12 protein-coding genes are annotated in these 15136 nt (G+C 17.4%); 11 read left to right on the top strand and 1 reads right to left on the bottom strand.

Annotated features, from left to right (window positions below):
• Positions 1-124 precede the first annotated feature (124 nt).
• The 6 genes from miaB (at position 125) to LDP12_RS00955 (ending at position 6520) form a co-directional block, all read left to right on the top strand.
• Positions 125-1444, top strand: a complete 1320-nt coding sequence (gene miaB, locus LDP12_RS00980; RefSeq protein ID WP_265226514.1) for a tRNA (N6-isopentenyl adenosine(37)-C2)-methylthiotransferase MiaB — start codon at positions 125-127, stop codon at positions 1442-1444.
• A gap of 57 nt (positions 1445-1501) precedes the next feature.
• Positions 1502-1969 carry an rRNA maturation RNase YbeY gene (gene ybeY / locus LDP12_RS00975; protein WP_265226513.1) on the top strand — a complete coding sequence of 156 codons (468 nt, stop codon included), beginning with the start codon at positions 1502-1504 and terminating at the stop codon, positions 1967-1969.
• Positions 1970-2049: 80 nt separating this feature from the next.
• A complete protein-coding gene (locus LDP12_RS00970; RefSeq protein ID WP_265226512.1) occupies positions 2050-2616 on the top strand; it encodes a CBS domain-containing protein in 567 nt (188 codons plus the stop codon).
• A 73-nt stretch (positions 2617-2689) separates the two neighbouring features.
• Complete coding sequence (gene leuS / locus LDP12_RS00965; RefSeq protein ID WP_265226511.1) at positions 2690-5191, top strand: leucine--tRNA ligase; 2502 nt, start codon at positions 2690-2692, stop codon at positions 5189-5191.
• A gap of 46 nt (positions 5192-5237) precedes the next feature.
• A complete protein-coding gene (gene holA, locus LDP12_RS00960) occupies positions 5238-6227 on the top strand; it encodes a DNA polymerase III subunit delta (RefSeq protein WP_265226510.1) in 990 nt (329 codons plus the stop codon).
• 65 nt (positions 6228-6292) lie between these two features.
• Entirely contained in the window at positions 6293-6520 is a 228-nt protein-coding gene (locus LDP12_RS00955) for a sulfurtransferase TusA family protein (protein ID WP_265226509.1), read from the top strand.
• Between the two features lie 23 nt (positions 6521-6543).
• Here LDP12_RS00955 and asd read toward each other — a convergent pair whose 3' ends face one another.
• Complete coding sequence (gene asd / locus LDP12_RS00950; RefSeq protein WP_265226508.1) at positions 6544-7659, bottom strand: aspartate-semialdehyde dehydrogenase; 1116 nt, start codon at positions 7657-7659, stop codon at positions 6544-6546.
• A 250-nt stretch (positions 7660-7909) separates the two neighbouring features.
• On the opposite strand from asd, the gene LDP12_RS00945 reads away from it, so the two are divergent.
• From LDP12_RS00945 to LDP12_RS00925, 5 genes are all read left to right on the top strand, one after another.
• Positions 7910-8503: a YhgN family NAAT transporter gene (locus LDP12_RS00945; RefSeq protein WP_265226507.1), complete on the top strand. Its 594-nt coding sequence runs from the start codon at positions 7910-7912 to the stop codon at positions 8501-8503.
• A 224-nt stretch (positions 8504-8727) separates the two neighbouring features.
• Positions 8728-9897 (top strand): phosphoglycerate kinase, encoded by a 1170-nt coding sequence (locus LDP12_RS00940; RefSeq protein ID WP_265226506.1) that lies wholly within the window; start codon positions 8728-8730, stop codon positions 9895-9897.
• Between the two features lie 27 nt (positions 9898-9924).
• On the top strand, positions 9925-11007 hold the full coding sequence (gene fbaA, locus LDP12_RS00935; protein ID WP_265226505.1) for a class II fructose-bisphosphate aldolase: 1083 nt from the start codon (positions 9925-9927) through the stop codon (positions 11005-11007).
• 233 nt (positions 11008-11240) lie between these two features.
• Positions 11241-11909: a mechanosensitive ion channel domain-containing protein gene (locus LDP12_RS00930; RefSeq protein ID WP_265226504.1), complete on the top strand. Its 669-nt coding sequence runs from the start codon at positions 11241-11243 to the stop codon at positions 11907-11909.
• Between the two features lie 77 nt (positions 11910-11986).
• Entirely contained in the window at positions 11987-15130 is a 3144-nt protein-coding gene (locus tag LDP12_RS00925) for an exodeoxyribonuclease V subunit gamma (protein ID WP_265226503.1), read from the top strand.
• Positions 15131-15136: the final 6 nt, after the last annotated feature.

The raw sequence follows: 15136 nt of genomic DNA, 5'->3' as shown, positions 1-15136 counted from the left end.
AAAAATAAAATAATTCTCTTATAATATATTTAAGAATATATCAATTATAAATTTATTTATATAATAAATTTTGATATTAAAATATCAAAATATTTTAAAATGTAAATTTTATTAAGAAAAAATTATGAAAAAAATACATATAAAAACATGGGGTTGTCAGATGAATGAATATGATTCATCTATAATATTTTATATACTTCAAAAAAAATTAAAATATATTTCTACAAAAAATGCAGAAAATGCTGATTTAATTATTTTAAATACATGTTCTATACGAGAAAAAGCACAAGAAAAATTATTTGATCAGTTAGGAAGATGGAAAAAATTAAAAAATAAAAATAAAAAACTAATTATAGCTGTAGGAGGATGTGTAGCAACACAAGAAAAAAAAAACATTTATAAAAGAGCTCCATATATAGATATAATTTTTGGACCAAAAACAATTCATCGTTTACCTAAAATAATTAAAAATATTTATCAAAAAAGAAAAAAAATTATAAATATTCAATCAAATAATTTAAAAAAATACAAATTTTATAAACATCAATCTTTAAAAAAGATTAGCGGATATATTTCTATTATGGAAGGATGTAATAAATGCTGTTCATTTTGTATTGTTCCACATACTCGAGGAAAAGAAATCAGTCGAAATCCTGAAGAAATTTTATCTGAAGCTAATTTTTTAGCAAAAAATGGAACTAAAGAAATAATTTTATTAGGTCAAAATGTAAATTCATATAGAGGTCAGTCTATTAATAAATCTATTGTAAAATTATCTCATTTAATAAAATTAATATCTAAAATTAATAAAATTAAAAGAATACGTTTTATTACAAGTAATCCTATGGAATTTACAAATGATTTAATTAAAATTTATAAAAAAGTACCAAAATTAGTTAATTATTTACATCTACCTGTACAAAGCGGATCAAATAGAATTTTAAAAAAAATGAGAAGATCATATAGTATATCAAAATATAAAAAAATTATAAAAAAAATAATCTCATATAGACCAAATATACAAATTACATCAGATTTTATTATTGGTTTTCCTGGAGAAACAAAAAAAGATTTTGAAAAAACATTAAAATTAATTGATGATATAAAATTTGATATGAGTTTTAGTTTTATTTATTCAAAAAGACCTGGAACTCCAGCAGCAAGATTATCAGATTTTGTTAGTTTAAAAGAAAAAAAAGAAAGATTATATTTATTACAAAAAAAAATACAAAAAAATACAATTTTTTGGAGTAAAAAAATGATCGGAACATATCAACAAGTATTAGTAGAAAAATTAATATATAAAAATAATAAAAAAAAATTATTTGGAAAAACTCAAAATAATAGAACAGTTTTATTTAAAGGTTCTAAAAAATTAATTGGAAAAATTATTGATGTAAAAATTAAAGATGCATATATGCAAAATTTAAAAGGAAATCTATAAATATAGTTCTTCAAATAAAAACTTTTATTCAAATATTTCATTTTATATAATTTAAACATGATTAAAATAAATATAAAATATTCTGTTAACATAAAAAATAATATTCCAAATAAAAAAATAATTAAAAAATGGATTAAAAATATTATAAAAAAATCTATAAAAAAAACAATAATTACAATAAAAATTGTTAATAAAAAAACAATCAAAAAATTAAATTATTTTTATAGAAAAAAAAATAAAAAAACTAATATCTTATCTTTTTCTATTATTAATCCTAAAGAAACTAATAATAAACTTTTAATGGGAGATTTAGTAATCTGTAAAAGTGTTGTTGAAAAAGAATCAAAAAAATATTATATAAAAATATTTGAACGATGGGCTCATATTATTATTCATGGTGTATTACATTTAATGGGTTACTCTCATAACAATCTATTTAATCAAAAAAAAATGGAAAAATTAGAAATTAAAAGAATGATTTCTTTAGGATTTAAAAATCCATATTTTTATAATACAAAATCTTAACTTCACAATCTTTAATTTCAATTATAAACATAATTTATATAAAATATTTATAATGTTAATTTAAAAGAGATATACATAATATGTATAAAAAAAAAGGATTTATTTCAAAATTTTTAAATAAAGTTTTTAGTGAAACACCAGAAAATAAAAAAGAATTATTATATTTTATAAATAAATCTATAAAAAATAAATTAATAACACAAAATACCTATAATACTATTGAAAAAGTAATTAATTTAGAAAATAAACAGGTTAAAGATATCATGATTCCTAGAACTAAAATGATTACATTGAATATTCATGATACATTAAATAAATGTTTACAAATAATTGTAAAATCTTCATATTCAAGATTTCCAATTATAAGTTATGATAAAAATCACATTATAGGATTTTTAATAGCTAAAAATCTATTTAAAATTGTTTATGAAAATAATAAAAATTTTTCATTAAAAGAAATTATTACAAAACCTGCAATTGTTCCTGACAGTCAAAATTTAAATAGAACTTTAGAAGAATTTTATATTAATAAAAATTATATATCTATTGTCATAGATGAATTTGGAATTATTACTGGATTAATCACTATTAAAGATATTTTAAAAAATCTATTTAAAAAAAATAAAAAAAAAAAAAAAATCTTCTAAAATTCTAATAAATTTATTAAAAAAATATTTTAAATATCTATAAAAAAATTTTTTAAGAAGAAACGGAATATAAATGAAAAAAAAATATGATCCTATCAAAATAGAAAAAAAAATACAATATAAATGGAAAAAAAAAAATTCTTTTCAAGCTTTAGAAAATTTTAATAAAAAAAAATATTATTGTGTACCTATGCTTCCTTATCCTTCTGGAAAACTTCATATAGGACACGTAAGAAATTACACTATTAGTGATGTAATCTCAAGATATCAAAGAATGCTAGGAAAAAATGTTTTACAACCAATAGGATGGGACGCATTTGGATTACCTGCTGAAATAGCAGCAATTAAAAATAAACAAAAACCAAAAGAATGGACAAAAAAAAATATTCAATATATGAAAAAACAATTACAATCTTTAGGTTTTAGTTATGATTGGACTAGAGAAATCTCTACATGTAATCCAAAATATTATAAATGGGAACAATGGTTTTTTATTCAATTATATAAAAAAAAATTAATATATAAAAAAACTTCTTTAGTAAAATGGTGTAAAAAAGATAAAACTGTATTAGCAAATGAACAAGTTATTAAAGGAAAATGTTGGAGATGTGATACTAAAGTAATTTTAAAAAATATTCCACAATGGTTTTTAAAAATAAGAAAATATGCAGAAGAATTATATCAAGATTTAAAAAAATTAAAAATGTGGCCTAAAAAAGTTAAAAACATGCAAAAAAATTGGATTGGAAGAACTAAAGGAATAGAAATAAATTTAAAATTAAAAAAAAGTAAAAAATTTATTCAAGGATATACTATTAGACCTTATAGTTTATTAGATGCAAAATATATCGCAATATCTCCAGATCATAAATTGATTCCAAAATTAATTGATAAAAACTCTAAAATATATGAATTTACTAAAAAACAAAAAAAAAAACTAGCATCTGTTTCAAATTTCAAAAAAATTCAAAATATTGGAATAAAAACAAATGAAATTGCAATTAATCCTTTAAATAAAAAAGAATTACCAATTTGGATCGCTAATTTTGTTTCTATTGAATATGGAACAAATATTATTATTGCTTCTCCTAAACATAATTTAATAGAACGTAATTTTTATAAAAAAAATATAAATTATTTAAGAGATAATTTTTCAAAAATTTCACAAAAAAAAATTAAAAAAAAAAATAAAAAGATATTAATACAAATAAAAAATAAAAAAATAGGAAAAATAAAAAAAAAATATAAATTACAAGATTGGAATATATCTAGACAAAGATATTGGGGTACACCAATTCCAATAGCAACAACTATAAATAATCAAATAATAACTATTCCAGAAAAACAATTACCAGTGTTATTACCTAAATTTGATGATTATTATAATAAAAAAAAATTAAAAAATTGGATTAATATAAAAATAAATGGAATAAAAGCAATTAGAGAACGTGATACATTTGATACTTTTATAGAATCTTCTTGGTATTACGCTAGATATACATGTCCAAATTTTTCTAAAAAAATGATTGATTTTAATGCTGCAAAATACTGGTTACCTATAGATCAATATATAGGAGGAATTGAGCATTCTACTATGCATTTAATATATTTTAGATTTTATCATAAATTATTAAGAGATTTTAATTTAGTATCTAATGATGAACCAGTAAAAAAATTATTATGTCAAGGAATGGTTTTATCAGATGCATTTTATTATTTAAATCATGAAAATACAAGAGTATGGATTAATCAAAAAAAACTTAAAATAAAAAAAAATAATACAGGAAAAATTATTTCCATAAAAAACTTAAATAAAAAAAAAGTTATTTATGCAGGAATAATGAAAATGTCTAAATCTAAAAATAATGGAATAAATCCACAAAAAATTATTAAAAAATATGGAGCAGATTCAATAAGATTATTTATAATGTTTGCAGCACCGATAGAATCTGATTTATATTGGAATGAAAATGGATTAAAAGGAATGAATAGATTTTTAAAAAAAATATGGAATATATGTTATAAAAATATATCTATTTTTAAAAAAAATAAAAAAAAATATTTTAATTTAAATCAAGAAAAAAAAAAAAAAATATATTCTAATTTATTTAAAACAGTATCAGAAGTTTCTGAAGATATTCAACATAAACAATCTTTCAATACTGCTATATCTCATATCATGAAATTTTTTAAATATTTAAAAAAATATATTATAAAAAATAATAATCATTGTACAATTATTAGAAAATGTTTAATTATTATTTTAAAATTGTTAAGTCCATTTACTCCACATTTTAGTTATAAAATTTTAAAAGAATTTAAAAAACAATCTAATTTTAATATACATAATTGGCCTAAAATAAATCAAAAATATATTATTTCTAAAATAAATAAAATTATAATACAAATTAATGGAAAAATGTCTTGTATTATTTCAACTAAAAAAAAATTATCTGAAAAAGAAATTTTCAATATAGCAATTAAAGAAAAAAAAGTAATTCAAAAACTTCATACAAAAAAAATTATAAAAAAATTTTTTATTCCTGACAAAATTTTAAATTTAATCACAATATAATGAAATATTCTCTTAAAAACTAAAATAAGTAATACATGTATATTCAATGAATCATATAAAATTAAAAAATATAATAAAAAATATTTATAAAAAGAAAAAATATAATTATATAATTTATGGCACTAAAAACATTCTTATACAAAAATATCAAGAAATAATTTTAAAAAAATTTAATAAAATTAATATTATAAATTATAAAAATATTGAAATAAAAAATGAAAAAAATTGGGAAAACTTTTTTTATGAATGTAAAAAAAAAAGTTTCTTATTTAAAAAAAAAATAATTATATTAAAAATATTTACTAATAAAATACAAAAAAAAATTATAGAAAAATTTAAAAAAAATAATCTTTTATTTAAAGATAATATTATTTTATTAATTTTAAATGAAAAAAATTATAAAAATATTATTAATAAAAATCTAGATAAATTTTTTTTAAATAACTTTACTTTAATTCCATGTTTTGAATTAAATAAAGAAGAATTTTTAATTTGGATTGAAGAATATCTAGACAATAATTTAATTACTAATCAAGCGAAATTTTTTTTATATAAAAATTATTATTCAAATATTGAACTATTACATCAAAACTTAGATATAATTTCATTAGTTTTTCCAAACAAAAAAATTACTATTAATGATATAAAAAAAATAATTTTTACAGAAAAAACATATACAATATTTCAATGGATTTATTATTTATTTTTAGGAGAATATAAAAAATCTTTATCTATATTAAATAATTTATATAAAAAAAAATTTTCTCCTTTAAGTTTAGTAAGATATTTAGAAAATCAAATAATTATATTAATTTTAATAAAAAAAAAAAATAATATTGAAAAAAAAATATTTCTAAATAAAAACAGAATCTGGAAAAATACACAACAAGTTTATATTTATGCTAGTCAAAATAATAGTTATAAGAACTTTTTAAAAATTATTAGATCTTTAATAAGGATTGAAATATCAATTAAAAAAATTAAAGAACAATCAATATGGATGATTTTAAAAGAAATTTCTTTATTTTTTAATTAAAAATAAATTAATATAAAAAATTTTGATTAAATTATGTAAAAACAAAAAAAAAAAAAAAAAAAAAAATGAAAAAAAAAAATATATTAAATTTAATAGGACTAAGATGTCCTGATACAATGCTTTTTTTAAAAAAAAAACTCCGATCATTAAAAATCGGAGATTTAATTATAATTATTACAGATGATATAACCACAAAAAGAGAAATACCTATTCTATGTAACTTTTTAAACTATATTTTAATAAAATCTAATGTTTCAAAAATTCCTTATTCATATTTTTTAAAAAAAAAATAAATATATAAACTTTAAAAATTTTATTAAATTAAAAATTTTAGCATTCTTCTTAATGGTTCAGCTGCTCCCCATAATAACTGATCTCCTACAGTAAAAGCAGATAAATATTTTGGTCCAATACTTAATTTTCTTAATCTTCCTATTGGAATTTTTAAAGTTCCAGTAACAGATAAAGGAGTTAATTCATTTAAAGTAGATTCTTTATTATTTGGAATTACTTGAACCCATTTATTATCATTTGATAATATTTCTTCTATTCTATTTAAATCAATATTTTTCTTTAACTTTATAACAAAAGATTGACTATGACAACGTAAAGAACTTACTCTAATACATGTTCCATCAACTAAAATTCTCTTATTTTTTTGATATGACAAAATTTTATTAGTTTCTGATTCCATTTTCCATTCTTCCTTACTTTGTCCATTCGACATGTTAGAATCAATCCATGGAATTAAATTTAAAATTAAAGGTATAAGAAAATTTTTTTTTGGAAAATTAGAATCTTTTATAATATTAGTAACATTTTTTTCTATCTTAAGAATAGATTGCGCAAATGTAGATTTTTTTGACAAATATTGATTTAAAAAATTCATTTGTTTTAATAATTCTTTAATATATTTAGATCCAGCTCCAGAAGCAGCTTGATAAGTAGAAAAAGAAATCCATTCAATTAAATTTTTTCGAAATAAACCACCTAAAGCTAACATCATTAAACTCACTGTACAATTTCCACCAATAAAAGTTTTAATTCCACTACGAATAGCATTTTTTATATGAAAATGATTAATTGGATCTAAAACAATTAAAGAATCTTTATTCATTCTTAAATCTGCTGCTGCATCTATCCAATATCCTGACCATCCAGAAGCTCGAAGAATTGGAAAAACTTTTTGAGTATATAAACTACCTTGACATGTTATAATAATATCTAATTTTTTTAATTCTTCTATATTATAAGCATCTTTTAAAAATCCAGGAAAAAAAAAATTACTAAATTTAGGATTTTTTTCACCAATCTGAGATGTAGAAAAAAAAATTGATTTAATGTATAAAAAATCTTTTTCTTCTAACATTCTTTTTAATAAAACAGAACCTACCATTCCTCTCCAACCAATAAATCCAACTTTTTTTTTCATAATATTAATTAAAGATTAAATATTAAAAATTTTAAATAAAATTTTTAAAAATAATCACCTCTTAGAATTTTTAAAAAATAAAATATTTAAAAAATTAATTTTACAATATTATATATAAAATAATATTTTAAAAATATTTTTATATATAAAATTTTTAAAAATAAAATTATTTTAAACAAATTAATAATATATAATTAATAATATTTATTATAACCTATTTTAAAAAAATTTTTAAAAATGGAGACAAATAATGCAAACAATAATTTCTATTACTATATTACTCATTTTAATTATGGATCCATTAGGTAATCTACCTGTATTTATGACTGTTTTAAAAAATTTTAATTCAAAACAACGTCGTTTAATATTAATTAGAGAAATGTGTATTGCTCTATTTATTATGATACTTTTTTTATTTTCTGGTGAAAATATTTTAAATTTTTTAAATTTAAAAACAGAAACTGTATCTATTTCTGGAGGAATAATATTATTTTTTATTGCTATAAAAATGATTTTTCCAGATAACATACAAAAAAAAGAAACACAAGTTATACATGAAGAACCATTTTTAGTACCTTTAGCAGTACCTTTAGTAGCTGGACCTTCTGTTTTAGCTACTTTAATGTTATTATCTCATCAATATGCAAAAAATATAAACTATTTAATTATTTCTTTATTTATTGCTTGGAGTATAACATTACTTACATTATTAATGTCTGATGCATTTCTAAATATTTTTGGAAAAAAAGTAGTTAATGTTTTAGAAAAATTAATGGGATTAATATTAATTATGTTATCAACGCAAATGTTTCTCAACGGTATTAAAATATGGTTAAAGAATTAATTTTTTAAAATTTAAAATAATATTAAATAAATATATTTTTCAAATAATAAAAAATAAATTTCATGTTAAAAAAAATAAAAAATTTTTAAATATTTAATAAATATAAAATTTTAATAAATAAAATTATTTCTGAAAAAAATAATTTATATTATTAAAATAAAATATATCAAATATAAAACTCTTTATTTATTTTAATAAATTATAAAAATTTTTGAGAATAAAATATGAAAATAAATGAAATGACTAAAATTAATATTCAAAAAAAAAAAATATTAATTAGATTAGATTTAAATGTTCCTATGCAAAATAATAAAATTACATCATATGCTCGTATTCAAGCATCTTTACCTACAATAAAATTAGCTTTAAAAAATAAATCAAAAATTATGATTTTATCTCATTTAGGACGACCTACAGAAAATAAATTCCAAAAAAAATATTCATTATTTCCAATATTTAAATATTTACAAACAAAAATAAAAAATACTAATATTTATTTTGCAAAAAATTTAAATGATAAAATAAAAATTAATTATGGAGAAATTATAATATTTGAAAATGTTAGATTTAATATAGGTGAAAAAGAAAATGATATAAAATTATCAAAAAAATATGCTTCTTTATGTGATATTTTTGTCATGGATGCATTCGGAACTTCGCATAGAATGGAAGCATCTACTTATGGAGTAGGTATGTTTGCAAAAATTTCATGCGCAGGACCATTACTTATTTCTGAAATTAAATCTTTACAAAAATCTATAAAAAAACCTCAAAGACCTTTAATAACAATATTAGGAGGATCAAAAATATCTACAAAATTTAATATTTTAAAAAAACTAGCAAAGATATCAGATACCACAATAGTAGGAGGAGGTATAGCAAATACTTTTTTAGCAATTAAAAACAATATTGGTAAATCTATTTATGAAAAAGATTTTATTAAATTAGCTAAAAAACTTATAAAAAAATATAATATTTTAATACCAATTGATTCAAGAACACTAAATATATGTAATACAAAAAAAATATATTCAATGAAAAATTCTAATTTAATTTCTGATAATGAAGAAATTATGGATATAGGTGACAAAAGTATTATAAAAATAATTAAAATTATAAAGAAAGCTAGAACTATTATTTGGAATGGTCCTGTAGGAGTATTTGAATCTAAAAAATTTCGTTTAGGAACAGAAAAAATTTCTTATGCTATTGCAAATAATAAAAACGCTTTTTCTTTAGCTGGGGGAGGAGATACATTAGCTGTTATAGAAATGTTTAATATCAAAAAAAAAATTTCATATATTTCTACCGGAGGAGGAGCTTTTTTAGAATTTATAGAAGGAAAAAAATTACCATCTCTTCAAATGTTAAAAAAAAAATATATACAAAACTAATATAAAAATAGGAAATTATAAAACTATATGAATCAAATTAAAAAAGAAATACTTACAGGAGTTTTAAATGGATTTGAAACTAAAAAAATTTTTGAATTAGCGAAAAAAAATAATTATGCTATACCTTCTATTAATTGTATTAATACTGACTCTATTAATACAGTATTAAAAACAGCTCATTATATGAAATCTCCTGTTATTATACAATTTTCATATGGAGGATCTTTATTTCTTTCTGGAAAAGATAATACTCACAAAAAATCATTTAAAGAAGCAATAGATGGAGCTATATCAGGAGCACAACACATTCATTTAATGTCAAAATATTATAATATTCCAATTATAATACATACTGATCATTGTAATAAAGAATTATTACCATGGATTAAAGGTTTAATTAAATTTGGAAAAAAATTTTTTAAAGAAAATAAACGTCCTTTGTTTTCTTCTCACATGTTAGATTTATCAAACGAACCATTAAAACATAATATTAAAATATGTTCTAAATATTTACAAAAAATGAATAAAATAAATATGCTTTTAGAAATAGAACTTGGTTGTACTGGAGGAGAAGAAGATGGAATTGACAATACTAATTTAGAAAAAAAATACTTATATACAAAACCTAAAGAAGTAAATTATGCATATACAAAACTTTCTAAAATTAGTTCACTTTTTTCTATTGCAGCGTCTTTTGGAAATGTTCACGGAGTATATAAAAAAGGAAATATAGATTTAAAACCTAAAATATTAAAGAAATCTCAAATATATGTACAAAAAAAAAATAATATATCTAAAATTAATCCTTTAAATTTTGTTTTTCACGGAGGTTCTGGATCATCTTTATCAGATATTCATAAATCTATTAAATATGGAGTAGTAAAAATAAATTTTGATACTGATATACAATGGTTTTCATGGGAAGGTATATTAAAATTTTATAAAAAATATAAAAACTATTTACAAAGTCAATTAGGAAATCCTGAAGGAATAAATAAACCAAATAAAAAATATTATGATCCAAGAACTTGGATAAAACAATCACAAAATAATACTTATTTAAAATTACAAAAAATTTTTAAAAATTTAAACGCAAAAAATATATTATAAAAAATATTATAATTTATAATTATTAATATAAATCTATGAAAACTTATGTTATATAAAATTACATTAATATTTTACAAAAAAGTATAAAATTGTTTATTATAAAAAAAAAATCAGTAAAATAAAATTAATAAAAAAATTTTATTTTATAAAACTATAACTTTATTTATCATAATTGAAATTTTTAAAAATATTTCATTTATTTAATAAATATAATTTTTATTGGATTCGAAAACATGTTGATATACATACTTATAATTCTTGCAATAGTGCTTTCATTAGTTCATATAAGTAATGTTCAACCAACATTTTTTATTGCAATTCTTGGAACATTAGGAATGGCTACAGGATTAACTCTACAAGGAAATATATCGAATTTTACTGCTGGAATTTTATTAAAAATTTTTAGACCTTTTAAATTAGGAGAATATGTTAGTTTAGAAAAAATATCAGGAACAGTGTTAAATATAGATATATTCTATACAATTTTACGTACAATAGATGGTAAAATAGCTGTTGTTCCTAATAACAGAATAATATCTGGAGAAATTGTAAATTATTCTAGAGCTGCTATTAGAAGAAATGAATTTTTTATACATGTTGCTCATAATTCTGATATCAAATTAGTAATTTCAGTATTAAAAAAAGTTGTTAATAAAGAAGATCGTGTCATACATAATCAAGATATATTAATTGGATTACATGAATTATCTCCAAATTCTTTAAATTTTGTTGTTCGATGTTGGAGTAAAACAATAGAATTACAAACAGTATATTGGGATCTTATGTATAAATTCAAAAAAGCGTTAGATAAAAATAATATTCAAATTGCATGTTCAAATCATTTTTTTAAATCTATAAAATCTAAAAACATCAACACCAAACATACAAAAAATACAAAATAATAAAAAAGTAATTAAATTATAAAATTATTTAATGTTCAAATAATTAAATTTAATTACTTAAAATAAATTTAAAAATTATGATTAAAACTTATACTTCTAATAATTTAAATTATTTAATAAAAAAAATATGTAATTTTATAAAAAGTAACCAAAACGTATTTTTAAAAGAAATAATTATTGTAGAAAATAAAACAATGATTACTTTTATTAAAAATAAAATATCAAAAATTCTCGGAATAGATAGTAATATTTCTTATATTTCAATTAGAAAATTTATATTTTGTATTTTAAAAAAAAAAATATTTAATAAAAAAATTTTTGCTGATCAAGAATATATTTTATGGAAATTAATGAATTTATCTTCAAAATATACAAAATATTTTTCATTTAATAAAACAGATTCAGATTTAATTAAATTTAAATATTTTAAAAAATTATCTAAAATTTTATATGAATACTCTATTCATCATCCAAACTGGATTTTAAATTGGAACAATCAAAAATCTAAAATATTTAAAAAGAATTATATTTTGTATAAAATACAAAAAAAAATCTGGAAAAATATATTTTATACTAAAAAAAAAAATATATATCATATGTCAGATTTAATTAAAAGTTTAAATAAAAATACTCAATCTATAAATTTAACTAATCAAATATTCTTGCTAAATCCATGTAGTTATCCATATACATATTTAAAAATTTTAAAAAAAATTAGTAATCTTACAAAGATTTATTTATTTATATGTACTCCATTTAAAAATTTAAAAAATATAACAAAAAAAAAATACAATTATTCAAGTTCTTTTATCTCACATTGGTATAAAGATCATTTTAAACAAATTAAGTATATTTTTACTTTAACAAAAAATATTAAACAAAAATATATTCTAAATAAAAATAAAACTTTGTTGGAAAATATTCAAAATACAATTAAAAATATACATATATACAATATTCTAAAAAAAAAAAAATTTTTAAAATGTGATAATTCAATTTCAATTCATGAATGTTGTAGTTATTTACGAGAAATAGAAGTTTTATATGATAATATATCATATATTTTAAATAAAAATAAAAATATTGAACCGAAAGATATTATTATTAAAACACAAAATATTGAAAATTATATTCCATTTATTAAGTCAGTTTTTATTTCAGAAAATCAAAAAAATAAAATTCCGTTTAATATTTATAAAAAAAAATTTTATAACAGTAAAATTTTATATATTTTAAATAAAATTTTAGAACTTCCAGAAAATAAATTTAAAAGCGAAAAAATTTTAAATATATTAAATTTTTCTTTTATTTCTAAAAAATTTTTAATTGATAAAAAAGAATTAAAAATAATAAAAAAATGGGTTAAAGATACAAATATTAGATGGGGAATTGATAAAAATCATAAAAAAAAAATAAATCATTTACCTATTAATCAAAATACTTGGCATGAAGGTATTAAAAAAATTATTATAGGATATGGAGTAAAAAATTATATTTTATGGAATAACATTCTTCCATATAATATTAACGAAACAAAAGAACTTAAAATATTAGAAAAGTTATTATTTTTTATAAAAACTTTAAAAAAATGGAAAAAAAAATTATCGACTAAAAAAAATATTCATTCTTGGAAAAAAATATATTCAGAAATTATCACTGATTTTTTTTATTTAAGTTCAAAACAAAACAAGAAAATTAAATATATTCAAAAAAAATGGAATTTAATACTTAAACAAATTAAACATAGTTCATATAAAAAAAGAATATCAATTAAAATTATTCAATTTGAAATGAATAATAAATTAAAAAATATTTTTGAATATAAAAAAAATAATTATAATTGTATAACATTTACTAATTTTAAAAATTTTAGAACTATTCCATTTAAAATTACCTATATTTTAGGAATGAATTATAACGAATTTCCTAAAAAAAATATTCAAACATGTGAAAATTTATTATATATACAAAAAAAAAATAATAATTATCAACAAAATTCAAAAGAATATTTTATGTTTTTAGAATTATTATATTTTACACAAAAAAAAATTTTTATTAGTTATATAAATAATTCAATTTATGATGTAAAAACACAAAAATATTCTATTATATTAAATCAATTTAATATATATATACAACAAAATTTTTTTTTTAAAAAAAAAAATCTTAATAAAAAAAATAATTTTTTAAAAAAATTATTATTTATTCATCCAGAACATAGTTTTGAAAAAGAAAATTTTAATATAAAAAATAATTTTCATAGTTTTCATTCAATATGGATATTATCAAAAAATAAAAAAAAGATAAATACTAAAAAAAATATTAAAATACCATTGTTATATAAAATAAAAAAAATATATATAAATAATTTATTATCTTTTTGGAACAATCCTATAAAATATTTTTTTAATAACAGATTAAAAATTTTTTATAAAACAGAAAGATTAAATAATTATAATCAAGAACCTTTTTATATAGATAAAAAAAATCATTATTTATTAAATAAAAAAATTCTTGATTATATGATTTTTAAAAAAGATACTAAAAATTTATTTAAAAAAATTTTTTCTATTGGGATTTTACCTCATGGAAACCTAGGAAAAACTTATTTAAATTATCAAGTAAAAAAAATAAAAAAAATATTTAATAAAATTAAAAACATGAATATGTCTTTAAAAGAGAAAAATATTAAGTTTAAAATAAAAAAATACATTATTGAAGGAAAATTAAAAAATATTACTGAAAAAGGTTTATTACGTTGGAAAGCATTTAATTTAAATCATTATAACAAAATTACTTTATGGATAGAACACTTAATATATTGTATTCAAGACGGACAATATAACAGTTCTTATATAGGTATGAATAATAAAATTACTTTTAAAAATATTCCAAAAAATCTAGCAAAAAAATATTTATTAAAATACATTATAGGATATATTCAAGGATTACAAAAACCAATAATTTTAACTAATACAGGATTAAATTGGTTTCATTATATATATGATAAAAAAAAAAAAAATCTTTCTAAAAAAAATAATACTATTATATACAGTAAAAAAAAAATTATAGAAACATGGAATGGAAATAAATATGTTTTAGGAGAGAAAAAAGATCCATATATTAAAAAAATTTATACACTATTAAACAATAATTTTATCAAAAAAACATGTTATACATGTAAATATTGGATGCTTCCAATATATAAAAATTCAATATAAAATTTT

This window comes from Buchnera aphidicola (Chaitophorus viminalis) (assembly GCF_026122795.1).
GTDB lineage: Bacteria > Pseudomonadota > Gammaproteobacteria > Enterobacterales > Enterobacteriaceae > Buchnera_J > Buchnera_J aphidicola_BK.
Note: the sequence above shows the minus strand (reverse complement) of the source record. Positions and strands in the feature narration are given on the sequence as shown.